This window comes from Pseudosulfitobacter pseudonitzschiae, assembly GCF_900129395.1.
GTDB classification, from domain to species: Bacteria; Pseudomonadota; Alphaproteobacteria; order Rhodobacterales; family Rhodobacteraceae; genus Pseudosulfitobacter; species Pseudosulfitobacter pseudonitzschiae.
Genome location: NZ_FQVP01000006.1, coordinates 80419 through 106487, shown reverse-complemented (window position 1 = coordinate 106487; position 26069 = coordinate 80419). Strand labels below are relative to the sequence as shown.

The 26069-nt window shown below is 63.2% G+C and carries 25 protein-coding genes; 14 read left to right on the top strand and 11 right to left on the bottom strand.

What is annotated here, in order from left to right; all coding sequences use genetic code 11:
* Window positions 1-31: 31 nt before the first annotated feature.
* The 6 genes from BUC08_RS17845 (at window position 32) to BUC08_RS17820 (ending at window position 7120) form a co-directional block, all read left to right on the top strand.
* A complete protein-coding gene (locus tag BUC08_RS17845) occupies window positions 32-1612 on the top strand; it encodes a fatty acyl-CoA synthetase (RefSeq protein WP_037927138.1) in 1581 nt (526 codons plus the stop codon).
* A 54-nt stretch (window positions 1613-1666) separates the two neighbouring features.
* Window positions 1667-2815, top strand: coding sequence for an acyl-CoA dehydrogenase family protein (locus BUC08_RS17840; RefSeq protein ID WP_211254184.1), 1149 nt, complete (start codon window positions 1667-1669; stop codon window positions 2813-2815).
* 101 nt (window positions 2816-2916) lie between these two features.
* Complete coding sequence (locus BUC08_RS17835) at window positions 2917-3678, top strand: SDR family NAD(P)-dependent oxidoreductase (RefSeq protein ID WP_037927141.1); 762 nt, start codon at window positions 2917-2919, stop codon at window positions 3676-3678.
* Window positions 3675-4865: an acyl-CoA dehydrogenase family protein gene (locus BUC08_RS17830; protein WP_200796213.1), complete on the top strand. Its 1191-nt coding sequence runs from the start codon at window positions 3675-3677 to the stop codon at window positions 4863-4865. Before BUC08_RS17835 ends, BUC08_RS17830 begins: the two co-directional genes overlap by 4 nt.
* Complete coding sequence (locus BUC08_RS17825; protein ID WP_037927143.1) at window positions 4862-5926, top strand: phosphotransferase; 1065 nt, start codon at window positions 4862-4864, stop codon at window positions 5924-5926. Before BUC08_RS17830 ends, BUC08_RS17825 begins: the two co-directional genes overlap by 4 nt.
* Window positions 5927-5959: 33 nt before the next feature.
* Complete coding sequence (locus tag BUC08_RS17820) at window positions 5960-7120, top strand: acetyl-CoA C-acetyltransferase (RefSeq protein WP_037927146.1); 1161 nt, start codon at window positions 5960-5962, stop codon at window positions 7118-7120.
* A gap of 65 nt (window positions 7121-7185) precedes the next feature.
* Here BUC08_RS17820 and BUC08_RS17815 read toward each other — a convergent pair whose 3' ends face one another.
* The 10 genes from BUC08_RS17815 to BUC08_RS17770 all read right to left on the bottom strand — a co-directional run bounded on the left by BUC08_RS17815 (window position 7186) and on the right by BUC08_RS17770 (window position 17647).
* Complete coding sequence (locus BUC08_RS17815) at window positions 7186-7920, bottom strand: amino acid ABC transporter ATP-binding protein (protein ID WP_037927148.1); 735 nt, start codon at window positions 7918-7920, stop codon at window positions 7186-7188.
* Window positions 7917-8591 carry an amino acid ABC transporter permease gene (locus BUC08_RS17810; RefSeq protein ID WP_028956910.1) on the bottom strand — a complete coding sequence of 225 codons (675 nt, stop codon included), beginning with the start codon at window positions 8589-8591 and terminating at the stop codon, window positions 7917-7919. Before BUC08_RS17810 ends, BUC08_RS17815 begins: the two co-directional genes overlap by 4 nt.
* Window positions 8592-8594: 3 nt before the next feature.
* Complete coding sequence (locus tag BUC08_RS17805; protein ID WP_037927150.1) at window positions 8595-9353, bottom strand: amino acid ABC transporter substrate-binding protein; 759 nt, start codon at window positions 9351-9353, stop codon at window positions 8595-8597.
* A 281-nt stretch (window positions 9354-9634) separates the two neighbouring features.
* Window positions 9635-10579: an ABC transporter substrate-binding protein gene (locus BUC08_RS17800; protein WP_051694415.1), complete on the bottom strand. Its 945-nt coding sequence runs from the start codon at window positions 10577-10579 to the stop codon at window positions 9635-9637.
* Window positions 10580-10622: 43 nt separating this feature from the next.
* A complete protein-coding gene (locus BUC08_RS17795; RefSeq protein ID WP_051694417.1) occupies window positions 10623-11621 on the bottom strand; it encodes an ABC transporter permease in 999 nt (332 codons plus the stop codon).
* Window positions 11621-13129 carry a sugar ABC transporter ATP-binding protein gene (locus tag BUC08_RS17790; protein WP_037927151.1) on the bottom strand — a complete coding sequence of 503 codons (1509 nt, stop codon included), beginning with the start codon at window positions 13127-13129 and terminating at the stop codon, window positions 11621-11623. The genes BUC08_RS17795 and BUC08_RS17790 overlap by 1 nt, the downstream gene beginning before the upstream one ends.
* Window positions 13126-14259, bottom strand: coding sequence for a Gfo/Idh/MocA family protein (locus BUC08_RS17785; protein ID WP_037927154.1), 1134 nt, complete (start codon window positions 14257-14259; stop codon window positions 13126-13128). The genes BUC08_RS17790 and BUC08_RS17785 overlap by 4 nt, the downstream gene beginning before the upstream one ends.
* Before the next feature lie 3 nt (window positions 14260-14262).
* Window positions 14263-15315: a sugar phosphate isomerase/epimerase family protein gene (locus BUC08_RS17780; RefSeq protein WP_037927156.1), complete on the bottom strand. Its 1053-nt coding sequence runs from the start codon at window positions 15313-15315 to the stop codon at window positions 14263-14265.
* A gap of 17 nt (window positions 15316-15332) precedes the next feature.
* On the bottom strand, window positions 15333-16580 hold the full coding sequence (gene xylA, locus BUC08_RS17775; RefSeq protein ID WP_397466916.1) for a xylose isomerase: 1248 nt from the start codon (window positions 16578-16580) through the stop codon (window positions 15333-15335).
* Between the two features lie 59 nt (window positions 16581-16639).
* Entirely contained in the window at window positions 16640-17647 is a 1008-nt protein-coding gene (locus BUC08_RS17770) for a LacI family DNA-binding transcriptional regulator (protein WP_037927163.1), read from the bottom strand.
* Between the two features lie 352 nt (window positions 17648-17999).
* On the opposite strand from BUC08_RS17770, the gene BUC08_RS17765 reads away from it, so the two are divergent.
* Window positions 18000-18557 (top strand): CHAP domain-containing protein, encoded by a 558-nt coding sequence (locus BUC08_RS17765; protein ID WP_073194328.1) that lies wholly within the window; start codon window positions 18000-18002, stop codon window positions 18555-18557.
* A gap of 33 nt (window positions 18558-18590) precedes the next feature.
* Here the strand turns inward: BUC08_RS17765 and BUC08_RS17760 are convergent, their stop codons facing one another.
* Window positions 18591-19235 carry an SGNH/GDSL hydrolase family protein gene (locus tag BUC08_RS17760; RefSeq protein ID WP_037927166.1) on the bottom strand — a complete coding sequence of 215 codons (645 nt, stop codon included), beginning with the start codon at window positions 19233-19235 and terminating at the stop codon, window positions 18591-18593.
* A gap of 228 nt (window positions 19236-19463) precedes the next feature.
* Here BUC08_RS17760 and BUC08_RS17755 point away from each other — a divergent pair, with 228 nt between their 5' ends.
* The 7 genes from BUC08_RS17755 to BUC08_RS17725 are packed head-to-tail and all read left to right on the top strand — an operon-like array spanning window position 19464 to window position 26069.
* Window positions 19464-20951, top strand: a complete 1488-nt coding sequence (locus BUC08_RS17755; RefSeq protein WP_037927169.1) for an ABC transporter substrate-binding protein — start codon at window positions 19464-19466, stop codon at window positions 20949-20951.
* Window positions 20952-20997: 46 nt separating this feature from the next.
* Window positions 20998-21942 (top strand): ABC transporter permease, encoded by a 945-nt coding sequence (locus BUC08_RS17750; protein WP_037927172.1) that lies wholly within the window; start codon window positions 20998-21000, stop codon window positions 21940-21942.
* Window positions 21939-22760: an ABC transporter permease gene (locus BUC08_RS17745; RefSeq protein ID WP_037927174.1), complete on the top strand. Its 822-nt coding sequence runs from the start codon at window positions 21939-21941 to the stop codon at window positions 22758-22760. Before BUC08_RS17750 ends, BUC08_RS17745 begins: the two co-directional genes overlap by 4 nt.
* Window positions 22761-23729 (top strand): ABC transporter ATP-binding protein, encoded by a 969-nt coding sequence (locus BUC08_RS17740; RefSeq protein ID WP_037927177.1) that lies wholly within the window; start codon window positions 22761-22763, stop codon window positions 23727-23729.
* Window positions 23726-24511 (top strand): ATP-binding cassette domain-containing protein, encoded by a 786-nt coding sequence (locus BUC08_RS17735; protein WP_037927180.1) that lies wholly within the window; start codon window positions 23726-23728, stop codon window positions 24509-24511. The genes BUC08_RS17740 and BUC08_RS17735 overlap by 4 nt, the downstream gene beginning before the upstream one ends.
* Entirely contained in the window at window positions 24508-25317 is an 810-nt protein-coding gene (locus tag BUC08_RS17730) for a metallophosphoesterase family protein (protein ID WP_037927182.1), read from the top strand. The genes BUC08_RS17735 and BUC08_RS17730 overlap by 4 nt, the downstream gene beginning before the upstream one ends.
* Window positions 25314-26069 carry a tyrosine-protein phosphatase gene (locus tag BUC08_RS17725; RefSeq protein ID WP_037927185.1) on the top strand — a complete coding sequence of 252 codons (756 nt, stop codon included), beginning with the start codon at window positions 25314-25316 and terminating at the stop codon, window positions 26067-26069. Before BUC08_RS17730 ends, BUC08_RS17725 begins: the two co-directional genes overlap by 4 nt.

Sequence of the window (26069 nt, the reverse complement as noted above, 5' to 3'; positions counted from 1 at the left end):
GCCGGAGCCATTCAACAGAAAGGATAGTGGAATGGGAAATGAACGTCTGGTGCGTCGTGCCCGCAGCCAGCAACTGGGCGATCTGCTGCGGCGGTCGGCGGCGCGTGTGCCGAACAAAACCGCACTGGTGTTCCGCGATCAAAGCGACACCTTTGTCGAGCTTGATGCCGCCGTGAACCGTGCCGCCAACGCGCTGCGCGCGCGCGGCATCAGCAAGGGGGACCGGGTCGCGCTGTTCACCCACAACAACCGCAGCTTTGTCGTGCTGCGCTTTGCGCTCGCGCGGTTGGGGGCGATTGCGACGCCGGTGAACTTCATGCTGAACGCCGAGGACTTTGCCTATATCCTCGACCATTCCGGCGCGCGGATGCTGGTGGCCGAGGATGCGCTGTGCGCGGTGGCAGATGCGGCGCTGAGCGCGATGAACAGCAACATGCCAAAGCTGGTGATCCCGCATGCGGGCGGTGCAGTCGCGGACGGATGGGAGCCGGTCGCGGCCATCCTGGACCACGACGACGCCGCAGAGGTCTGGACCGACCTTGCGGGCGATGATCCGGTGCAGATGATGTACACCAGCGGCACGGAATCCCGTCCCAAGGGCGCGCTTTTGTCGTCGGACGCGCTGTATGCGCAATATGTCAGCTGTATCGTCGACGGCGAGATGACCGGCGACGCCGTATCGCTGCATTGCCTGCCACTGTTCCACTGCGCGCAGTTGGACTGTTTCCTCAGCCCTGACCTGTACTTGGGCGTCACGTCGATCCTGCACGAAAAGGCCGACCCCGCGGACATGCTGGCGGCCATCGAAGACCATGGCGTGACCAAACTGTTCTGCCCGCCAACCGTCTGGATCGCGCTGCTGCGCCATCCCGATTTCGACAAGCGCGACCTGAGCAGCCTGAACGTGGGCTATTACGGCGCGTCGATCATGCCGACGGCGGTGATCGAAGAGCTGATGCAGCGGTTGCCAAACATGCGGCTGTTCAACTTTTACGGCCAGACGGAAATGGCCCCCGTTGCCACGATCCTGCGCCCCGAGGATCAGGTGCGCAAGCTGGGCTCGGCCGGGCGTCCGGCGCTGAACGTGGAAACGCGCGTGGTCGATGACAACGACGAACCCGTCGCCGTGGGCGAAGTGGGCGAGGTCGTGCACCGCAGCCCGCATCTGATCTCGGAATACTACAACGACACCGACAAGACCGCAGACGCCTTTCGCAACGGTTGGTTCCACAGTGGCGATCTGGGGCGGTATGACGATGAGGGTTACCTTTATATCGTCGACCGCAAGAAGGACATGATCAAGACGGGTGGCGAAAACGTGGCCAGCCGCGAGGTCGAGGAAGCGATCTTTCGGCACCCGGAGGTGGCCGAAGTGGCCGTCTTTGGCGTGCCGCATCCCAAGTGGATCGAAGCGGTGACGGCGATTGTCGTCCTCAAGGCAGGTGCCACCGCGACGGTCGAGCAGATCCAGACCTACTGCCGCGAGACCCTGACCCACTACAAGGCACCCAAACATATCGCGATCACCGACCAGCTGCCCAAGAACGCCAGTGGCAAGATCCTGAAACGGGATTTACGCCAGCAGTATGGCGATGTCTTTGCAGAGGATTGAAACCAGCCCCAGCCCCGCGCGCACCGGGGCAGGGCCAGCGACAGGGAACATGACATGATCCGCAGACGCATATTCGAACCCGAGCACGAGATGTTCCGCGACACGGTCCGCAAGTGGGCCGAGGCCGAAGTCTATCCGCGCAGCGCAGAGTTCCGCCGCGCGGGCATGGTCGCGCGGGATGTCTGGGCCTCGGCCGGCAGGCAGGGGTTTCTGGCGATGTATGCCGATCCCGCATATGGCGGTCTTGGGCTGGACGATTTCCGCTTTGACATGGTGCTGATCGAAGAGCTGGCGGCACGCGAAAACGGACTTTACATCCCGTTGCACAACCGCATTGTCGGGCCCTATCTGCACCGCTTTGGCTCTGACGCGCAGAAACGTCAGCACCTGCCCGGCGTGGTGTCGGGCGACACCGTTCTGGCGATTGCGATGACCGAACCCGACATCGGGTCCGATCTGGCCGGGATGCGCACCCGCGCCGAGGACCGGGGCGACCACTGGCTGTTGAACGGGTCCAAAACCTATATCTCGAACGGTATTCTTGCCGGTCTGGTCATCGTCGCCGCGCGCACCGGAACGGGCCGACACGACATCGGGTTGTTTCTGGTGCCCGAAGGCACGGCGGGGTTCACCCGTGGCCGTCGGCTGGAAAAGATCGGTCTGCATTCCCAAGACACCGCCGAGCTGCATTTTGAAAACGTAAAGCTGCCCAAGAGCGCGGTGCTGGGCGAACCTGCGGGCGGTTTTCGCATGATGATGCAGAACCTGGCCGAGGAACGGCTGGTCGGCTCGAACCAGTTCATCGCCCATGCGCAGCGCGCTTTTGACATCACGCTGGATTACATTCTCGAACGCAAAGCCTTTGGGCAGACCATCGGCTCGTTCCAGAACTCGCGTTTCCAGATGGCGGCGCTGAAGACAAAGATCGACGCGGGCTGGGCTTTTGTCGATCACTGCGCACGCGAACATCTGGAAGGTGCGTTGACCGCCGATCTGGCGGCGCAGGCCAAACTGCTGTGTTCCGAGATCGAGGGAGAGGTCGTTGACGCCTGTCTGCAACTGCACGGCGGCGCAGGCTTTATGGAAGAATACGAAATCGGACGCATGTACTGCTCGGCGCGGGTCAGCCGGATCTATGCGGGCACCTCTGAGATCATGAAAGAGATCATCGGGCGCAAGCTGGGGCTGGGGGATCGTGGCTGAGTGAAACAGCGGGGCGTTTGCGCGCACCGGATCAAACCCAATTGGAAAGACGCGCGTTGGCCTGACGATCGGTCAACCGCAAGAAGCAAAAAGGACAAGACATGGACATCAAGGGACAGGCCGCCATCGTAACGGGCGGCGCATCGGGGCTGGGGGGTGCAACCGCCGACATGCTGGCGCAGGCCGGCGCCAAGGTTACCATCTTCGACCTGAACGCCGATCTGGGCGAGGCGAAGGCCAAGGACATCGGCGGCAAGTTCATCAAGGTGAACGTCACCGATGAAAGTGAGGTCGAAGCCGCCATCGCCGAGGCCGAAGGCGTCCATGGCAAGGCCCGAATTCTGGTAAACTGCGCGGGCATCGGGCCGCCCAAAAAGGTCATCGACCGCGAAGGCAACGCCATCCCGCTAAAGGATTTCACGTCAATCGTGAATGTGAACCTGTTCGGGACGTTCAACGTGCTGTCGAAATTCGCAGCCAGCCTGCACACCGCCGACCCCATCGGGGAAGAGCGCGGCGTGATCATCAACACCGCGTCTGTCGCGGCCTTTGACGGGCAGATCGGGCAGGCGGCTTATGCGGCATCCAAGGGTGGCATCGTTGGCATGACCCTGCCTGTCGCCCGTGAACTGGCGCGCTATGGCATCCGCGTTATGACCATCGCACCGGGTCTGTTCCTGACACCGCTGATGGCGTCCCTGCCGCAAGAGGCCCAGGACAGCCTGGGCCGCCAGGTGCCGTTCCCGCCCCGTCTGGGCAACCCGACCGAATTCGCAGCCATGGTGCAAAGCATCGTGACCAACATCATGCTGAACGGCGAGACGATCCGCCTGGACGGCGCAATCCGAATGGCCCCAAAATGAGCTTTACCCTCGACAACACCCGCATGACCGACCGCGCGCTGGACATCGCAAACCGCGTGGAAACCTTTGTGCGCGAGACCATCGCGCCCTATGAAAAGGACACGCGCAAGACATCCCACGGCCCCACCGACGCGCTGGCCAACGAAATCAAGGCCAAGGCGCGTGACGCCGGCGTGCTGACGCCGCATATCCTTGAGGGTGGCGATCACCTGACCCATCTGGAAACCGCCGCCGTGCTGATCCGGTCCGGGCTGTCGCCGCTGGGGCCCGTGGCCTGCAACGTCGCGGCCCCCGACGAGGGCAACATGTATCTTCTGGGCAAGCAAGCCTCGCCCGAGTTGAAGGAACGGTTTCTTGAGCCAATGGTGCGCGGCGAGATGCGGTCGGCGTTTTTCATGACCGAACCCGCCGAGGATGGCGGGGCCGGTTCCGATCCGATGATGATGCAGACCACCTGCAAGATGGACGGCAATCACTGGGTCATCAACGGCCGCAAGACCTATATCACCGGTGCCGAAGGGGCCGGGCTGGGCATTGTCATGGCCAAATCCGACGACGGGGCCTGCATGTTTCTGGTCGACCTGCCCGATCCCGCGATCCGCATCGAACGGGTGATGGACACCATCGACAGCTCGATGCCCGGTGGGCACGCGGTGATCAGCATCGACAACCTGCGGGTGCCTGCCAGCCAGATGCTGGGCCAAAGCGGCGAGGGGTTCCGTTACGCCCAGGTGCGCCTGTCGCCCGCGCGTCTGACCCACTGCATGCGCTGGCTGGGGGCCTGCATCCGCGCCAATGAAATCGCCAGCGATTATGCCAACCGTCGCATGGCATTCGGCAAACCGCTGGTCGATCACGAAGGTGTCGGCTTTATGCTGGCCGAGAACCTGATTGACCTCAAACAGGCGGAACTGATGATCTATTGGTGTGCCGATATCCTGGACACCGGCGTTCTGGGCACCGCCGAAAGCTCGATGACCAAGGTCGCCGTGTCCGAGGCGCTGATGCGTGTGGCTGACCGCTGTGTGCAGGTCATGGGCGGGCAGGGTGTGACCGGTGACACCATCGTTGAACAGGTGTTCCGCGAAATCCGCGCCTTCCGCATCTATGACGGCCCGACCGAGGTTCACAAATGGTCGCTGGCCAAGAAGATCAAGCGCGACTGGAAAAAGGCGCAAGGTCTGTGAGCACAGGTGCCGAGGCAAACGCTGGTGTGATGCCGGTGCGCGCGGGGTTCGGCTTTGCCGTCGAACCGCTGGCGCGCTGGATGGTCGACAACGTGGCGGGGTTTCAAGGGCCGCTTGAGGTGCTGCAATTCAAGGGCGGGCAATCCAACCCCACCTTTATGCTGCGTGCCAAAAGCGGCGATTATGTGCTGCGCCGCAAACCCGGTGGCCAGTTGGCCAAGGGGGCACATGCCATCGACCGCGAGGCACGAGTGCTGAGTGCCCTGGGCAAGGCGGGATTTCCCGTGGCACAGGTCCATGGCCTGTGTCTGGACGAAAGCGTGATCGGGTCGATCTTTTACGTGATGGAGATGGTCGAAGGCCGGATTTTCTGGGATGCCAGCTTTGCCGAGATACCCGCGCCTGAGCGGGCCGCCTATTTCATGGAAATGAACCGCGTGCTGGCGCAGTTGCACGGGATCGACCCCAATGCCGTGGGCCTGGGCGATTACGGGCGGCAAGGCAACTATTTCGAACGCCAGATCGGACGTTGGACCAAAAGCTATCTGGCGGACACCGACGCGGGCCGTGACGCGGTGATGGACCGGCTGATCGAATGGCTGCCGGCCGCCATTCCTGAAGGCGACGAAAGCACCATCGTTCACGGCGATTTCCGCTGTGACAACCTGATATTCCACCCCACGGAACCGCGGGTTCTGGCGGTGCTGGACTGGGAGCTGTCGACGCTGGGCCATCCGCTGGCGGATTTTGCCTATCATGCGTTGATGTACCGGATGCCGCCCGAGATCGTCGCCGGTCTGGACGGGGTGGACCCCGCAACCCTGTCGCTGCCGACAGAAGCGGAATATATCGCGGCCTATTGCGCCAACACGGGACGCGCGGGCATCCCGAACTACGACTTTTACATCGCCTTCAACTTTTTCCGCATGGCGGCGATCTTTCACGGCATCAAGGGGCGTGTCGCGCGTGGTCAGGCATCGTCCGCCCATGCCGCCGACCGCCTTGCCGCCTATCCGCGCCTGTTGAAACTGGCACAAGAGGCCATGGACGCCTGCACATGACCACCATTACCGAAACCCCGGGGGATCTCAAAAATGACTGAAGCTTATATCGTCACAACCGCACGCACCGCAGGCGGCCGCCGCAATGGCGCGCTGGCCGGGTGGCATCCTGCCGACATGGGCGGCGAGGTGATCAACGCGTTGATCGACCGCTCTGGCATCGACCCCGCGACGGTGGACGACGTGATCGTGGGCTGTGTGACCCAGGCAGGCGAACAGGCCTTTGCCTTTGGCCGCAACTGCGTGCTGGCATCGAAACTGCCGCAATCGGTGCCTGCCGTGACCATCGACCGTCAATGCGGCAGCTCGCAACAGGCGGTGCAATTTGCGGCACAGGCCGTGATGTCGGGAACCCAGGACGTCGTGATCGCCATGGGCGTCGAAAGCATGACCCGCGTGCCGATGTTTTCGAACGTGCAATTCCACATGCAGGAAGGTCTGGGCGAGGGTCCGTTTTCCGACCGGATCGCGGCACGCTTTGGCACCAAGGATTTCAGCCAGTTCAAAGGCGCCGAGATGATCGCGCGCAAATACGGGTTTGACCGCGAGACGCTGGACCGCTTTGCACTGGAAAGCCACCGCCGCGCGACCAAAGCCACCGAAGCGGGTGCCTTTGACGCCGAAATCGTGCCGCTGGCTGTCGAGGGCGGGCTTCACACCCGCGACGAAGGCATCCGCGCGGATGCAACGCTGGACAGCATCGGCAGCGTGCGGCTGCTGGAAGAGGGCGGCATGATCACCGCCGCCAACGCTTCGCAGATCTGCGACGGCGCTGCCGGTGTGCTGGTGGTCAGCGCCGCCGCGCTGAAGACATACGGCCTGACGCCGGTGGCGCGCATCGTGAACCTGACAGTGACGGCAGGCGATCCGGTGATCATGCTGGAAGAGCCGATTGCCGCCACACGGCGTGCGCTGGAACGTGCGGGCATGAAGATCGGCGATATCGACCTTTACGAAGTCAACGAAGCCTTTGCCCCGATCCCGCTGGCCTGGCTGAAAGAGCTGGACGCCGATCCCGCCAGGCTGAACGTCAACGGCGGCGCCATTTCACTGGGGCATCCGCTGGGCGCTTCGGGGGCCAAGCTGATGACGACGCTGGTCCATGCGTTGCATGCCCGAGGGCTCAGATACGGGCTGCAAACCATGTGCGAAGGCGGCGGCATCGCCAATGTCACCATCCTTGAAGCGGTCTGATCAGACGAGGATTTTCGCAACATAATTCAGATTATGCGGAACACGTCACGTGGTCCTGCAACGGCTCAGCCTTCGACCCGTTGCAGGAACTTGCGCAGCCGCGCATCCTGTGGCGCACCAAAGATTTGCGACGGCGGGCCGCTTTCGACAATCTTGCCGCCTTCCATGAACAGAACGCGGTCCGCGATCTCGCGGGCGAACTGCATCTCGTGGGTGACGATCAGCATGGTCTGGCGACGTTCGGCCACCGCACGCATCAGGTCCAGCACCTCGCCCACCCATTCGGGGTCCAGTGCCGAGGTCGGTTCGTCAAACAACAACAGCTCGGCTCCCAGCGCCATGGCGCGCCCGATGCCCACGCGCTGTTGCTGGCCACCCGACAGCGCCGATGGATAGCTGTCCGCCTTGTCCGCCAGACCGGTTTCCGCCAGCACCGCCAGCGCGCGCTGTTCGGCCTCGGCACGGGGGCGCTTTTGCACGGTGGTTAGCGCCTCCATGATGTTTTCCTTGGCCGTCTTGTTGGCGAACAGCCCATAGTTCTGGAACACCATGCCCGTGCACCGGCGCAGTGCCAGAATGTCGGCCTTGCGCGCCTTTGCAGCATCCACGGTCACGTCGCCGATGGTGATGACCCCGGCCTGTGGCACATCCAGGAAATTCAGACAGCGCAGCAACGTCGACTTGCCCGTGCCCGAGGGGCCGATGATCACCACCCGCTCGCCATCGGCAATGTCCAGATCAATGCCGTCCAGCACAGGGGCTGCGCCAAAATGTTTGGTCAAACCACGGACGCGTATCATCGCACAAACGCCTTGTTCAGATGTGTTTCCAACCGTTTCTGGCCCTGGCTGAGGATTTCAACGATCACCCAATAGATGATCGCCACGACAAGGAAGGCCTCGAAATAAAGAAAGCTGCCCGCCGCCTCTTTCTGTGCCGCGCCCATCATTTCCGTGACACCCAGCGTAAAGGCCAGCGAGGTGCCCTTGATCATGTCGATAAAGTAATTCACCAGCGTCGGCGCCGCGACCCGCGCGGCCTGTGGCAGGATGATCCGCCACATCATCTGGCCTTGAGTCATGCCGATGGACTGCGCGGCCTCCCATTGGCTGCGGTCCACGCCGACAATCGCGGCGCGGATCGATTCCGCCATATAGGCCGAGAAATGCAGCGTCAGCCCCATGATCGCCGCCGTCACCCCGTCAATCTGGGTCAACGACGGCAGGATCTGCGGCAAGCCAAAGTAGAACAGGAACAGTTGCACCAGCAGCGGCGTGCCGCGGAAAAAGCTGATGAACAGCACCACGAACCAGTCCAGCACCGGCACTTTTGCCACCCGCTCGACCGCCAGCAGCGCGCCAAGGATCAGTGCAAGCACCATCCCCGCGCCCGCCATGAACAGTGTCAGCGGCACATAGCCCAGGATAACGGGCACCAGTCCCAGCATGTAATCAAGGTCAAGCGCCCGCATGGATCATTCCGCCGTGGTGATGTCGGTGCCGAACCACTTGTCCGAGATTTCAGCCAACGTGCCGTTGTCCCGCAGCGTGGTCAGGGCCGCGTCAACACGGTCGCGCAGCGCCCGGTCGGCTTCGGTGTCGCGGAAAGGCAGCGCGTTGCGGATTTCCGAAAACGGCTGACCGGCCAGTTGCAGCGGCAGCGGGCTTTCCTTGATCAACTGCGCCGACGACACGCGGTCCATCACAAAGGCATCGACCCGCCCCAGCGCCGTGTCCTGCGCGATGTTGGAATCATAAGTCTTGATCGTGATCTCATCCGCATAGGGCAGTTCATTCAGCAACTGCTCAAAGTTCGAACCCAGGTTCACCGCAACCGTCTTGCCGCGCAGGTCCTCGACGCCGGTGATGTCTTCGTTGCCCGCCTTGGTCACGACCTGTGCGCCGTCGATGACATAGGGCGCGGTAAAGATGAACTTGGCCTCGCGTTCCGGCGTGATGGTGATCTGGTTGGCAATCGTGTCGATCCGGCCTGCGTCCAGCGCGCCGATCAGACCCGAAAACGCCATGGTTTCAAACGTCACGTCCAGCCCGGCCTCTGCGCCCACGGCGTTCATCACGTCGACTTCGAACCCCTGCAATTCGTCCAGCTTGACGAAGGTGAACGGGAAATAGCCCCCCGACATGCCGACGCGCAGCGTATCGGTGTCCTGGGCGATGGCCGCCCCGCCCCATGTCAGGGCAAGCGCGCCGACGGCGATGATCTGTTTAAGCATTGAATTCACTCCTGTAACTCTTGCCTCCAAATGTCACCGCAAGCCGCGCGCTTCAACTGTCCCGCAAAATCAAGACGATTTATCCGCGCCAGCGCACGCAAGCACTGCGCTGTTCGTTTGGCACGGCTCTATGGGGAAAATATCCTGAGTTCTGCTCATTTCCAGAAATATGTACCGAACAGAACCCTCAGGAAACGCATTACCAGAACGGATATGCGCTGAATGCAAGGCTGGCGAAGGTGATCGAAGGGCCGCAAAGCCCTTCGATCGGTTCACGCGGATCAGAACGGGCTGTCTTCGTAATAAAAGTCAGCAGCGTTTTCCGAAGTGATCAGCACCGACCCGATGGTGAACGTGCCAGACACCGGCGCGGTCGAGGTCAGGCCCACGGCGGTCAGTTCGATGGCGGTCGCAATCATCGACGGCGGATAGGTCACGTCGGCCGGGATCATCGGATCGCCGTCGCGTACTTTTGCGACCATTTCCTTCATGCCGGCCCCACCCAGAACAAACTTGATATCATCGCGCCCCGATTGCTCGATGGCCGCCAGCACGCCGATGGCCATATCGTCATCCGAAGCCCAGACCGCGTCGATCTTGTCGTATTTCGACAGGAAATCCTGCATCACGGTAAAGCTGTCGTCGCGGTTCCAGTTTCCGTGCTCCATCGCCAGGATGTTGATGCCCGATCCGTCAATGGCGTTTTCAAACCCTTCGACGCGCTCGTTGTCGATGGTGGTCGGGATGCCCCGGAACACAACGATGTCACCGCCGTCCGGCATGGCCGACACCATGTATTCGCCCGACACCTTGCCAAAGCCGGGGTTGTCGCCCGCGACATAGAGGTCTTCGATCCCCGGCTGCGCCAGGCCACGGTCCACCACCGTCACCCACGCGCCGCTGTCTGCCACCGCCTTGACCGGGCTGGTCAGCGGTTCGGATTCGAACGGCAGCACCACCAGCGCGCTGATGTTGCGCGTGGCCAGCATGTCCTCGATGTCGTTGACCTGTTTGGCCGGATCAGAGGCCGTGGCCAGCACGAAATCCAGCTCGGGATAGACCTTTTCCAGCCGGTCCACCGCCTGTTGCGCGTGAAAGTTCATGCCCCCTGCCCAGCCGTGCGTTGCCGCCGGGATCGAAACCCCGATGACCTTGGTGTCCTGGGCAAAGACCGGCATCGCCAGTGTCGCAGCCAGCGCGGCCGCCGTGATTTTCGTAAATTTCATGGCTTATCTCCTCTGTTTACCATGTTCTCCCGAAGGGCTGTTTTCAGCTCTCCGCCTTCTTGTCGCGCTGCAGGATGACGGCCAGGATGATGATCACACCCTGTATGGCCCCGTTCAGATAGGGCGATACGCCATCCGTCAGATTCAGAATATTGTCGATCAGCGACAGGATCAGCACGCCGATCACCGTGCCCCAGACCCGGCCAAAACCGCCCTTGAGCATGGTGCCGCCGATGATCACCGCCGCGATGGCTTCCAGTTCCCAGAGCACCCCGGTGCTGGGCGACGCCGAGCCAAGGCGCGGCACATACATGATTGTCGCCACCCCCACGAGGATTCCCAGAAAGACATAGGTCAGCATCCGCACGCGGTTGACGTTCACCGAAGAATAGCGCGCCACCTGATCGTTGGACCCGACCGCAGCCGCGTGCCGCCCAAAGGCCGCGCGGCGCATCACCAACTCGCCAATGATCGCCACCAGTGCAAAGACGATGATCGGCCAGCTGATCCCCAGAATACCGTCGAAATAGATCGGCCGGATCACCGACCGCATCCCGAAATCCAGCGAAAGCGTGCCGCCATCCGCCAGCCATGTGACAAGGCTACGGTAAATGCCCATGGTGCCCAGCGTCACGATAAACGCCTCGATCCGCATCGTCGTGATCAGGAACCCGTTGACGAATCCGGCCAGCGTCCCCGCCACCATCGCCGTCAGCATGCCGACAAAAACCAGCGGCCACCCCGGCCCCATTGTGGGCAGCATCGCGTTCATCACCAGGATCATCAACCCCGCGATGAAGGCCGCCATGGACCCAACCGACAGGTCCAGCCCGCCGGCCGTGATGACAAATGTCATGCCAACCGCGATGATCCCGATAAAGGCGGACCGCGACAGCACGTTGGTGATATTGGCCGCGCTCAGGAAATTCCCGTTCAGCGCCGCGCCGACAATCACCAGCACGACCAGCGCCAGAATGGGCCCCAGCACCTTCAGGTTCACGCTTCTGGTTGCCCGTGAGGGCTGTGTTTCGGTGGCTGTCATCAAATCGCCTCTTGCCTTGTCGCGCCCAGCCCCATTGCGAGCCGCACGATCTTGTCTTCTGTCATGTCATCGCCGCTGACTTCGCCCGCGATGGTGCCCAGCCGCATGACCAGCACCCGATCCGCAAGGCCAATGACCTCCTGCATCTCGGAACTGACCACGATGATGGATTTGCCCGCCGCCGACAGCGCATGGATGAATTCGTAAATCTGTTGCTTGGTGCCGATGTCGATGCCCCGCGTCGGCTCGTCGATGATGACGATGTCGGGGTCGGTCAGCATGATCTTGGCGATCAGCAGCTTTTGCTGGTTGCCCCCCGACAGGTTGCCCACCAGCACCTCGCGGCTCGGTGCGCGAATGTCGAAATCGGCAATCGCCTTGGTCAGCGCGTTCTCTTCCGCCTTGTGATCTATCAGCCAGTTGGTGAACGCGGGCAGCGCCTGCAGGGTCAGGTTTTCCCGCATCCCCTTTTGCAGCAGCAGCCCCCGCCCCTTGCGGTCTTCGGTCAGGTAACACAGCCCCGCCGCCTGCGCCTGTTGCGGTGACTTCAGTGACACGGGCCGCCCGTTGATGCGCACATCGCCATGGGCGGTGCGTAGACCCGTCAGCCCCTCCATCGCCTCGGTTCGGCCCGACCCGATCAGCCCGGAAATCCCCAGTATCTCGCCCTTGCGCAGGGTAAAGCTGATGTCGCGGGCATAGCCCGGCACGTTCAGCCCATTGACCTCCAGCGCCGGCGCATCGCCCACCGCGACAGAGCGCACAGGATAGAGCGAGGACACATCGCGCCCCACCATGGCTTGCGCCATCTGGTCCTCGTTGAACTCGGTCGTCATGCCCTGTGCCACCACATGCCCGTCGCGCAGCACCGTGATCCGGTCCGAGATGCGCTTGACCTCGTCCAATTTGTGCGAGGTGAACAGGATCGCCACGCCTTCGGCCTTCAGCCGGTCCACCTGTTCAAACAGCACCTCCGCCTCGCGTTCGGTCAATACGGCGGTGGGTTCGTCCATAATCAGAACCTGCGCGCGCCGCGACAGCGCCTTGGCGATCTCGACCATCTGCTTGTCCGCGTTGGAAATGTCGCGGACCCGCGCGGTGGGCGACACCGTGCAATTCAGCCTGTCCAGCAGCTTGCGTGTCTCGGCCTGCATTGCGGGTCGGTCCAGAAACAACCCCCGCCGCTTTTCGTGACCCAGAAAGATGTTCTGCTCCACGCTCAGCTGATCCGCCAGGTTGAACTCCTGATGGATCAGCACAACCCCCTGCGCCTCGGCCTCCTGCGAAGAGGCAAAGCGCACCGGCGCATCGTCCAGCTTCACCTGCCCCCTGGTCGGCTCCAGATAGCCCGACATGATCTTCATCGCCGTCGATTTGCCCGCCCCGTTCTCGCCGATCAGGGCATGCACCTCTCCGGGCCGCAGGGTCAGGCTGATGTCATGCAACACCTGCACCGGCCCGAAACTCCGGCAGACATCAGCCAGCGAAAGGGCGCGGGTTTCGCTCATAGCCTGACCCATGCCGCATCACGCTTCGACGACCGCACACAGGCGTCGATGAATGCAACACCCTCCAGCCCGTCCTGCACGGTGGGCAACAGGTGATCCGGCACTTTGCCGTCACGCGCCGCGACGATCAGGTCGGCGGCCTCGTTGTAGATATTGGCAAAGCCTTCAAGATAGCCCTCGGGGTGTCCCCCCGGAATGCGCGAGGCGCTTTGGTTGGCCGCAGTCGCACCCGCCCCGTTGCGCGTCAGCAGGCGCTTGGGTTCGCCAAACGGCGTGAACCACAGATAGTTCGGATCTTCCTGCGCCCATTCCAGCCCGCCCTTGTCGCCGTACACACGCAGCCTCAGCCCGTTCTCATTGCCCGGCGCCACCTGCGAGGACCACAACATGCCTCTCGCCCCGCCGTCAAAGCGCAGCATCACATGCACGTTGTCATCCAGCCGCCGCCCCTCGACAAAGGTGCTCAGGTCCGCCGCAAGGCTTTCCAGCTGCAACCCGGTGACAAAGCGCGCAAGGTTATAGGCATGCGTGCCGATGTCGCCCACACAGCCCCCCGCGCCGGACCGTTCCGGATCGGTGCGCCATTCCGCCTGCTTGCTGCCGTCGGCCTCCACCGGATCGGTCAGCCAGTCTTGCGGATACTCGACCTGCACAACACGCAACCTGCCCAGATCGCCCTGCCGCACCATCTCGCGGGCCTGCCGGACCATGGGATAGCCGGTGTAATTATGCGTCAGCACAAACAACGCATCCGATTTCTCCGCCGCCGCCACCAGCTTTTTCGCATCCACCAGCGTCGAGGTCAGCGGCTTGTCACAGATCACATGGATGCCGCGTTTCAGGAACTCGCGCGCCGCCGGGTAATGCACATGATTCGGCGTGACAATCGCCACTGCCTCAACCCCGTCCTTCAACCGCGCCTCGCGCTTCGCCATCTCGGTGAAATCGCCATAGCAGCGATCTTCGGCCAGCCCCAGCGCAGCACCCGAGGCTTTGGATTTCTCCGCCGTCGAGGACAGCGCCCCTGCGACAAGCTGAAACCGCCCGTCAATGCGCGACGCAATGCGATGCACCCCGCCGATGAATGCGTCATTGCCGCCGCCGATCATGCCCAGTCTGATAGGTTTCATCCGTCAAATCCCCATCATCTTGGCGTTCAGCGCCTTATCCGCCCCGCCATCTGCAAAATCGTCAAAGGCGCGCTCGGTCACGCGAATGATGTGATCCTTGACGAATTGCGCCCCCTCGCGGGCGCCGTCCTCGGGGTGCTTCAACGCGCATTCCCATTCCACCACGGCCCAGCCGTCGAAATCATTCGCCGCCATCTTGGAAAACACCGCGCCAAAATCGACCTGCCCGTCGCCCAGACTGCGGAAGCGGCCAGCGCGGTTGACCCACGACTGATAGCCGCCATAGACGCCCTGCCGGCCCGTCGGGTTAAACTCGGCATCCTTGACGTGGAACATGCGGATGCGGTCGCGGTAAATGTCGATGTTGTCGAGATAATCCAGACATTGCAGCACGTAATGCGACGGATCATACAGCATGTTGGCGCGCGCGTGATTGCCTGTGCGTTCCAGAAACATCTCGTAGGTGATCCCGTCGTGCAGGTCCTCGCCCGGGTGGATCTCGTAACAGACATCGACGCCGCAGTCCTCGGCGTGGTCCAAAATCGGCAACCACCGTTTTGCCAGTTCGTCAAAGGCCTGCTCGACCAGCCCCGCGGGCCGCTGCGGCCACGGATAGACATAGGGCCAGGCCAGCGCGCCCGAAAACGTCGCATGTGCCCCGATGCCCAGGTGTTTCGAGGCGGTCAGCGCCTTTTTCACCTGATCGACCGCCCATTCCTGACGTGCCTTGGGATTGCCCCGCACGCTTTCGGCGGCGAAGCCGTCAAACACGTCGTCATAGGCCGGATGCACCGCAACCAACTGCCCTTGCAGGTGCGTCGAAAGCTCGGTCACCTCGACGCCATTGGCGCGCGCCTGTCCGGCCCAATCCTCGCAATAGCCCTTGGACGTGGCGGCCTGCTCCAGGTCGATCATCCGCGCGTCCCAGCTGGGCACCTGAACGCCCTTGTAGCCGCAGTCGGCGGCCCATTTGGTGATCGCATCCCATGAATTGAACGGCGCGTCATCGCCTGCAAATTGCGCCAGGAACAGCGCCGGTCCTTTGATCGTTTTCATGTCATTCCTCCCTTTCGTCAGACGTAGCGGTTGACGATATTCTCTAGCTTTTCCTGTGCGCCGGATCGCGGTTGCGGGTTCACGCGGGCCTGCTCGGCACGGGCGGCGATCCCGTCCAGCGTGGCGTCTGCGGCCAGCATGGCTTGCGCATCGGCGCTGTCCCAACCGGCGTAACGGGCGCGGCGCGGCCCCTCCAGCGCGTCGTCCTCGATCATCCGGTATGCCGATTTCAGCCCCCGCGCGCAGATGTCCATTGCCCCCACGTGAGCCGCGATCAGGTCTTCGGCATCCAGCGACTGACGCCGCAGTTTGGCATCGAAATTGGTGCCGCCGGTGGTGAACCCGCCTGCCATCAACACCTCGTAATAGGCCAGCGCCGCCTCGGACGGGGAATTGGGGAACTGGTCGGTGTCCCAGCCGGACTGGTAATCGTTGCGGTTCATGTCGATCGACCCGAAAATACCCAGCGTCCGCGCCATCGCCAGTTCATGTTCGAACGAATGACCGGCCAGAATGGCATGGCCCTGCTCCACGTTCACCTTGACCTCATCCTCAAGGCCGAACCGTTTGAGGAACCCGTAGACGGTCGCCACATCGTAATCGTACTGGTGCTTGGTCGGCTCCTGCGGCTTCGGCTCGATCAGGATCGCGCCCTTGAAGCCGATCTTGTGCTTGTATTCGACCACCATCGACAGGAACCGGCCCATCTGTTCCAGCTCGCGGCCCAGATCGGTGTTCAGCAGCGTCTCGTATCCTTCGCGCCCGCCCCACAGCACATAGTTCTCGCCGCCCAGCCGGTGGGTCACGTCCATGCAGGCCTTTACCGTCGACGCGCAATAGGCGAACACATCCGGGTCGGGGTTGGTGCTGGCACCGGCCATGTAGCGCCGGTTCGAGAACATGTTCGCCGTCCCCCAGAGCAGGCGCGGCCCGCCGTTGGCCATCTTCTTTTCAAAGTAATCGGCCATCTCGTTCAGCCGCTTGTGGCTCTCGGCCAGACTGTCACCTTCGGGGCGCACGTCATGGTCGTGAAAGCAGAAAAACGGCACACCCAGAATGCGGAACATGTCAAAGGCGGCATCCGCCTTGGCCCGCGCCAGTTCCATCGTATCCGCCGGGAACCACGGGCGCTGGAAGGTCTGCCCGCCAAAGGGGTCGTTCCCCTCCCAGACGAAGTTGTGCCAATAGCAGACGGCAAAGCGCAGATGCTCTTCCATCGTCTTGCCCCCCAGCTTTTCCTGCGGGTTATAGTGACGAAAGGCCATCGGATTGGTGCTGTCCGCACCTTCGAATGTCACCGGGGCGATGTCTGCGAAATATTGGCTCACTGTATGTTCTCACGACTGTAGATGTTCAATTTGATCCTGCCGGCATCGGCAGGGGGTGTGATGGAATCCGTCAGGTCACGCATGACCCCGACGGCGGCAATGACGCCCGCGCGAATGTCCTGATCAATCACCAGATCAAAGGTGCCCGTGCGCAGCGCCTCGCGCGAAACCTGGGTCAGTTCGTGCACGATGGTCACGGGCTTGGGGTTCAGCGTGCCGACCGCGCGCACCAGCCCGCGATTGCCCGCCCCGATGGCATAGATCCCTGCAATCGGCCGGTCGCGGGCGGTGTCCATGACAATCTGCTCAACCCGGGCGGCGTCATCAGCGCCCTGCGCCGCGGGCAACAAGGTGCAGCCGTCGTATCGTTCTTGCATGACCATCTGGAACCCCAGCAAACGCTCGCTGTGGTCCCGCGCGGCCAGCGATCCCGCAATCATCAGGATGTTACCCGTGTCCTTGATGAACCGCCCCATGAACTCGGCCGCGGTGCGCCCTGCCATGACGTTGTCGGGGCCGACATAGGCGTCCCGCCCCGAACTGGGCAGGTCCGCGACCAAGCTGACAACCCGGACGCCTGCGGCAAGCAGCGCGGCGATCTCCTCGTTGATCTCGGGGGCCTCGCTGACCATCACCGCAACCGCGTCACAGTCCAGATTGCGCAACGCCGCGATCTGGTCCTCGACGTCAAAGGGGCGGGTCGGGACGATCTGGACGACCACCTGTTCCTCTCTCAGCCGATGCTGCTCCTGCGCCAGCGCCGCGTGCAGCAAGGCCACAAAGCCGGTGTCGCCGGTCGGCACGACAAAACAGAACCGATAGATGCGGCGGCGCGACAGGTTGGCAGCGGCCAGATTGCGGACATAGCCGGTCTGGACAACAGCCGCCTTGACGCGCTCCACGACCTTGGCCGACACGCCGCCGCGATTGTTCAGAACGCGGTCCACGGTCGCAAGGCTTACCTGCGCCACCTCAGCGACATCGCGTACCGTTGGCCCGCTCATCTCGATTCCCCCCCAGTTGCCCAAGGATCGGAGAATTCTTGAGGTACGTCAATCAAGATTCTGACGACTATGCCTCAAATGACGTCCGGCCACCCCTTGAGGCGCGCGGCCGCGCTCGCCGGAAAACGCGGATCACTCCCTTTGACCCCGCGCATATCGCGACCGTGATTCCGGTCCTGCGCTTTCACGGGCCGTCGTGCCGTACCGGACTGGCGGGCAGATCGCCGCCAAAACTCACATAAGGCACTGTTATTGATAGACTTTATCGCGCGCGCGAATTCCCGCCCATGCCATTTGCCAGAATCGTCGGTCACCGATACTGACTGTCCAAAAAACACGGGCAGTCAAAATCATGTTACGAACCAACAACGCGCGCAAACTTCCCTGGGCTTTTCTGGCCTTGGGCATGCTGGTCTCAGCCTGCGCCCAGAAACCTGAAGTTACGCACAGCGGGATCGATCAGAACCGTTTGACGCTGGCGCTGATGGAGGTCGAGGCCAAGCACGAACGCGGCGCGCGCGTGTGGTGCGTCCCATTCGCCCGCGATCTGAGCGGCATTGAAATTTACGGAAATGCGAACCTGTGGTGGGACAAGGCCAAGGGCCTCTACCCGCGCGGCAACGCCCCGGCCCCCGGCTCGGTTCTGGCATTCCGGTCAACCAGCAAAAATCCCATGGGACACGTGGCGGTGGTTTCGCAAATTCTCTCGGACAGGATGATCCAGGTGGATCATGCCAACTGGGAGAAAAACAGGGTCACGATGAAAATGGTTGCGGTTGACGTGTCCAAGGGAAATGACTGGACCGCCGTGCGCCTCGAAAGCACCCCCGGCAACCTTGGATCGACCTATCCGACCCACGGGTTCATCTATCCCGTCGAAAACCAGCCCAAAATCGCATCGCTCGACTAAAGGCGGCCTGCTGCCACCCGTTGCGAAGACTGTTCAACGCGCCAGCAATGGCGCGATCAGTCCGGCAATGCGCGCCGATCCTTTTGGCGACGGGTGCAGACGGTCCGAAGCGAACAGGGACAGGTCGTCGGCCCGGAACACGTCATCCATATCCGCCAGCGTCACCCCGGCATCAGATCCGGCCATCCGCCGCAGCCGGTCCTCCAGCACCTGATAGGGCTGTTCACACGCGGTGCCCGCATAGCGCGGCGCGGTGTAGTAATCCGCCCATATCACCTTTGACCCGCGCGCCCGCAGATCGGCCACCAACGCAGGGATCGCACCTTGGGTCCCGTTTTCGGAAATCAACCGATCCAGAACCGCCCCGCAGTCAGAGCAGCTGCAATTCGCGCTCAGGTCGTTGGCGCCGCCGTTCAGGATCACCCACTCGGACCGCACCCCCTCCAGCTGTGCCGGAATGTTCAACGGCCCGATGCCGCCGATGATACGCGCAGAGGGCAGGGAAACATCGCCGACAGGTGCGCCCAGACCCGCGCGCAAGCCATCAGCGACAGACCCGCCTGCGGTCCGGTTCCAAGCCATGACGGAATCCCCCGCCACAACGATGCGTGCATCCTGCGGCACGCCGCGTCCACAGGCGCTCAGCAGGCACAGGGCGAAGATGATACAATATTTCATCCTCGTGAATTAGGCCGACCGACAGCGCGCTCAAGCCATACTGACGAAATCTTGCAAAGATCCTCCGCACCAGACACGGCCCCGCGCAACAAACGCCCGCAAGCGGAACTATGAAGTTTTTTTGTCTCTGCCGTAATTGCATTGACCATCCCCGTGCGCCTGCGCAGACTGATGCGCACAAGGGAGGCGGTTGGCCACCCGTATCTGCCATGGAACCTGGGGGTCCTAATGTCTGAATTTTCAAGAATTTTCGCCGCAACCACTGTCGCGCTGGGAATGGGCTTGTCACCACTGGCCGCCGCCGCCGACCAAATCATCATCGGCCTGCAACAGGAACCGACCACGCTGGACCCCACCGCCGATGCCACCGCGTCTATTGACGGCATGATGACCATGAACGTGTTCGAGGCGCTGACCACCGTTGCCGAGAACGGCGAGGTTCAACCGAACCTGGCCACGGGCTGGAAAATTTCGGACGACGGGCTGACCTATACGTTCCAGCTGGCCCAGGACGTGACATTCCACGACGGCACCGCCTTTGACGCCGACGACGTGGTCTTCTCGTTCAACCGCGCCATGGCCGAAGACAGCGTGAACCCGTCCAAGTCGATTTTCAAGCCGATCGAAAGCGTCACCGCCATCGACCCGCACACCGTTGAAATCAAACTGTCGCGCAAGGATGCGTTTTTCCTGTTCAACATGGGTCAGGGCGACAGCGCCATCGTGGCCTCTGAATCGGTGGACACCAACAACACCAACCCCGTGGGCACCGGTCCGTTCAAATTTGACAGCTGGACCCGGGGCGACCGCCTGACGCTGGTGAAAAACCCCGACCACCGCGACGCCGCGAACGTGGCACTGGACAAGGTCGAGTTCCGCTTTATCTCGGACCCGTCGGCGGCCACTGCCGCGATGATGGCCGAAGAGCTGGACGCCTTCCCCGGCTTTCCCGCGCCCGAGCTGCTGACCCAGTTCGAAGCCGACCCGCGCTTTCGCGTGAACATCGGTTCGACCGAGGGCGAGGTCATCCTGGCCATGAACAACTCGAAACCGCCCTTCGACAACATCGAGGTGCGCCGCGCCGTGGCCACCGCCGTGAACCGCGACGAGATCATCGAAGGCGCGATGTACGGCCAGGCCGTGCCCATCGGCAGCTTTTACCCACCGCACGGCACCGCCTATGTCGACCTGACCGACGCCTATCCGCACGACACGGCCAAGGCCAAGCAGATGTTCACGGACGCGGGCGTCGAAGGCACCACCATGACCCTGCGCGTGCCGCCCTTCCCCTATGCCACACGGTCGGCTGAAATCATTCAGTCGGAACTGGCCGCGGCCGGCATCGACGCCAAGGTCGAGAACGTCGAATGGGGCTTCTGGATCGACGAGATCTACAAGAAAAAGAACTATGACATGACAATCATCGCGCACACGTCGCCCAACGACATGGGCAACTTTGCGCGGGGGCCGGATTATTTCTACGGCTACGATGACGCCACCTTCAACGACCTGTGGGGCCGGATCGAAACCGAAACCGATCCCACCCGGCGCGATGAACTGCTGCAGGAAGGTCAACGCTTTCTGACCGACCAGTCGGTGCACGTGTTCCTGTTCCAGTTGCCGCTGCTGGGCGTCTTCAAGACCAGCGTCGAAGGCTACTGGTCCTCGGCCCCCGTCCTGTACATGCCGCTCAAGGGTGTGACGAACCCAGGCTGACAAGGATCGGCGGCAGGGTTTCGGACCCTGCTGCCGGATCAAACGGATGTGGTATTTCATCTTTCGCCGGACCGCCGGTTTCGTGGCGACACTGTTTGTGGTGTCGGCGGTTGTCTTTGCAGTGATGAACATCCTGCCGGGTGATCCGGCGCTGACCATCCTGGGGCTGGACGCGACCGACGACGCGCTGGCCGCGTTGCGCGAACAGCTGGGGCTGAACCAGCCGGTGCTGGCGCGCTATGTCTCGTGGATCTGGAACGCCCTGCAGGGTGATTTCGGCATCAGCCATTCCTTCCGCGTGCCGGTGTCCGAGCTGATCGCGGAACGGCTGCCGATGACCGTGTCGCTGGCGGTGGCGGGCATGATCTTTACGCTGGTGATCGCGCTGAGCCTGGGCATCGGTGCTGCGGCGCGGCACCGCAAGGTGGGCGACTGGGGGGTGATGTTCATCTCGCAGATCGGGATCGCGGTGCCTGCGTTCTGGCTGTCGATGCTGCTGGTGTTGCTGTTCGCGGTCAAACTGCGCTGGCTGCCGCCCGGCGGCTTCGCGGGCTGGTCCGATCCGGTGGCGGCGATGCGTTCGCTGGTGTTGCCGACCATTGCCCTGGGCGTGGTGCAGTCGGCGGTGCTGGCGCGGGTCACGCGGTCATCGGCGCTTGAAGTCATGCGGCAGGATTTTGTGCGCACCGCCCGCGCCTCGGGGCTGTCGCGGCGGCGGGTGTTGTGGCGGCACGTGCTGCCGAACGCGCTGGTGCCGATCGTGACCATCGTGGGAATGCAGTTCGCGGCGCTGGTGACCGGCACCATCGTGATTGAAAACGTGTTCTACCTGCCCGGGCTGGGGCGGCTGATATTCCAGTCGATTTCCAACCGCGACCTGCCGACGGTGCAGGCGCTGGTGATGCTGTTTGCCGCCATCGTGGTGACGGCCAATTTCGTGGTTGATCTGCTGTACGTGGTGATCGACCCGCGCCTGAAGGCCCGCACATGACCCGCCGTTTGCCTGTCAATTTCATCCTTGGCGCGGTGCTGGTGGCGCTGGTCGTCGGCACCGCAGCACTTTCGTTGGTGTGGACCCCGCATGACGCGACGCTGATGACGATTTCGAACAAGTTCGCGCCCCCCTCGGCCACCCACTGGCTGGGCACCGACCAGCTGGGCCGCGATGTGGTCTCGCAACTGATGGCGGGCGCGCGCAATTCGATGGCGGTGGCGCTGGTGGCGGTGCTGCTGGGCGGGTCGGTCGGCGTGGCGCTGGGGCTGCTGGCCTCGGCCATCGGCGGCTGGGTCGAAGACGGGGTGATGCGGCTGGCCGATCTTGGCTTTGCCTTTCCGGCGCTGCTGTTTGCGATCATGCTGGCGGCGGTCTTTGGCCCGTCGCTGACGAACGCGGTGCTGGCGATTGCGTTTATCAACATTCCGGTCTTTGCCCGTGTGACGCGCGGCGCGGCCAACCAGGTCTGGACGCTGGACTATGTGCTGGCGGCCCGCGCGGCGGGCATGAACCGCTTTGCCATCAGCCGCGACCACATCCTGCCCAACATCGCCGCCGCGATCATCGTGCAGGCGACCATTGAATTCGCCGTCGCCATCCTGGCCGAGGCGGCGCTGTCCTACCTTGGCCTTGGCGCGCAACCGCCCGCGTCCAGTTGGGGCCGCCTGCTGTCCGAGGCGCAGACGCTGATGTATCTTGCGCCGCAACTGGCGATCTATCCGGGGCTGTGCATCGTCGTGGCGGTTGTCGGCTTTGGCCTGCTGGGCGACGGGCTGCGCGATATGTCCGACCCCCGCCTGTCGAGGGAGCGTTAGATGTTCCAGCTTGCCGATTTCTCCGTCAGCTTTGGCACCGCCACCGCCCTGCGCCGGGCCACGCTGGACATCCGTCAGGGTGACCGGCTGGGCATTGTCGGTGAAAGCGGGTCGGGCAAGACCATGCTGGCGCTGGCCCTGATGGGCATGGCCCCTGACGCGGCAACAATCAGCGGACGGCTGACCATCGACGGCCACGACATGACCCACGCGACCGAAGCCACATGGCAGCAGATGCGCGCGCGGCGGGTTGCGATGATCTTTCAGGAACCGATGAGCGCGCTGAACCCGCTGCGCCGCATAGGCGACACGGTGATGGAACCGCTGATCGTGCACGAGGGGCTGAGCCGCGCACAGGCGCAGGCCCGCGTGCTGGCTTTGTTGGAGGAGGTCGGCATTCCCGACCCCGCCGCGCGCCTGCGCATGTTCCCGCACGAGCTAAGCGGCGGCCAACGTCAGCGGGTGCTGATCGCGCTGGCACTGGCGTGCAACCCTGCGCTGCTGATCGCGGATGAACCGACGACAGCGCTGGACGCGAACGTGGCGCTTCGGATCACCGATCTGCTGGTGCGGCTGGCGCAGGAACGCGGCATGGCGCTGGTGTTCATCACCCATGATCTGGCGGCGGTGGCGCGCACCACCAAGGACATCGTGGTGATGTACGGCGGCGACATGATCGAACGTGGCCCGACCGCGCAGGTGCTGTCGGCCCCCGCGCATCCCTATACGCAAGGACTGCTGGCCGCGCGTCCCGACCCCACCGTCCCGCCGCGTGACGCGACCGGCAAACGCCGCCGCCTGCCGACCCTGCCGGGCACCGTGCCCCCACTGGCCGCCCTGCCCCAAGGCTGCCGCTTTTCGGGCCGGTGCAGTGTCGAGCTGCCGCAGTGCGCGGGCACGCGCCCCACGGACCACGCTTTGGACGCGGACCGCTCTGCCGCCTGTCACCTGCTGGGGGCCACGCCATGACCGCCCCGCTGCTGGACGCCCGCAACCTGACCCGCCGCTACCGCCTGCCGCGCACGTCGCTGCTGCACCCGGCCCCGGTGCTGACGGCGGTGGACAACACCAGTTTCACCATCCGCGCGGGCGAAACGCTGGGCGTGGTGGGGGAATCCGGCTCGGGCAAGTCGACCATCGCCCGCATGGTCATGGCGTTCGAGACACCGGACGCGGGCGAGGTGCTGTTTCAGGGGCAGAACCTGCACGCCCTGTCGCCTTACGAATTGCGCCTGCAACGCCAGAAATTCCAGATGGTGTTTCAGGACCCCTTCGGCTCGCTGGACCCGCGCCGCACCGTGGGTTGGTCGATTGCCGAACCCATGCGCGCGATTGGCGCCGATACCGACACCGCCCGCCGCACCGCCGAGGCGCTGGAACAGGTCGGCCTGCCCGCCCGCGATGCAGACAAATACCCGCACGAGTTTTCCGGCGGCCAACGCCAGCGCATCGCCATCGCCCGCGCCATCGTCACCCGCCCCGCCCTGCTGGTCGCGGACGAGGCCGTTTCGGCGCTGGACGTGTCGGTGCAGGCGCAGATCCTGAACCTGTTGATGGACCTTCAGGACGATCTGGGGCTGGGCATCCTGTTCATCAGCCACGATCTGGCCGTTGTGGCGTCGATCTGCGACCACATCCTTGTCATGCAGCACGGCAAGCCGCTGGAATCCGGCCCCGCCGCGCAGGTCTTGCGCAGTCCGGCCCATGCTTATACCCAAACCTTGCTCAAGGCCGCAGGAGTTTCCACATGACGCGCTTTATCCACCTGACAGACATCCACGTATCGCACCCCGACGCGGGCGATCCGTCGGCAAACGTGGCCGGAAACGCCGCGATGCTGGAACAGGTGGTTGGGATCATCAACGCCATGGACCGCCAGCCCGATTTCGTCGTGGCCAGCGGCGATCTGACCAACATGGGCGATCCGGCCAGCTATGAGCTGATCAAGGACATCCTGTCCCCGCTGGCCGCGCCGCTGGTGCTGGCGCTGGGAAACCATGACAAGCGCGAAGGGTTTCATCAGGTGTTTGACGGCGCGACATCCGACGCGCCCTATTTCCACGATGCCGTGCACGCGGGCCTGCATGTGATCACGCTGGACACCATGGTGCCGGGCCATGTGGCGGGCACCATTTGCGATGCACAGTTCGACTATCTGGCACAGCCGCTGACCCGTCACGCAGAGCTGCCAAAGCTGATCGTCATGCACCACCCGCCGCGCATTGATGACGCGGGCCTGCCATGGGGCAGCATCGACATGGACAGCACCAACCGGCTGGCCGATATGCTGCACGGGCATCGCGTGGCGGCGATCCTGTCGGGGCACATCCACATCAATCAGGTCACCCAGTGGCACGGCATTCCCATCGTGGTCTCGATGGGGCTGAATTCCACCGTCGACCTGCTGGAAACCCGCGACCTGCGCCTGATCGAAGGCCGCGCATTAGGCATCTGCGACTGGCGTGACAGCGGGCTGACCGTCAGCTTTGTCCCCCTGACACCCGAAGCGCGCGAACTGGGCGTGATCGACCGCGCGCGCCTGCTGGCCTTCACATGAGCGGCGGCAAACGGCACCTGCCCGTCGAGGGCGCCTTTAACATCCGCGACCTCGGCGGATACCAGACACGTGCAGGCACGCCGATCCCGTGGCGGCGGTTCCTGCGGTCGGACAGCCTGCACCGCATCGCCCCGCAGGAAATCACCCGCCTGCATGACGAGGGTCTGCGCGCCGTCATCGACCTGCGCACCAGCGCCGAGGTGGCAACCGCCCCCAACCCCTTTGCCGCCTATCCGGATGTGCGATATCTGAACCTGCCGCTGTTTGACGACCTGTCGCCGCAATCCATGTCGGATGCCGCGCAAGAGGGCGACCATCCGCTGTTCACCTTTTACATGACCGCACTGGAAACACGCGGCGATGCGATCTGCGAAATCCTGACCGAGATGGCCCAGATCGACGACGGTGCCGTGTTGTTCAACTGCACCGCAGGCAAGGACCGCACCGGCATCATCGCGGCGCTGCTGTTGGGCATTGCGGGTGTGCGCCGCGAACAGATCATCGCCGACTATGCGCTGACCGCCGAGTTTATCCCCGATCTGGTGGCCGAATTCCTGGACATCTCCCGCGCGCGCGGTGGCGACACCGAACGCTATGCCCGCATGTTGGAAAGCCCGGCCGAGACGCTGGCCGCGACGATGGACGCGATCCGCGCGAAATACGGGACATTCCGCAGCTATCTACAGTCGATTGGCCTGCCCGAAGAGGTGCGCCTGACCCTGCGCGCGCGCCTGACCGGCACGCAAGGCTAG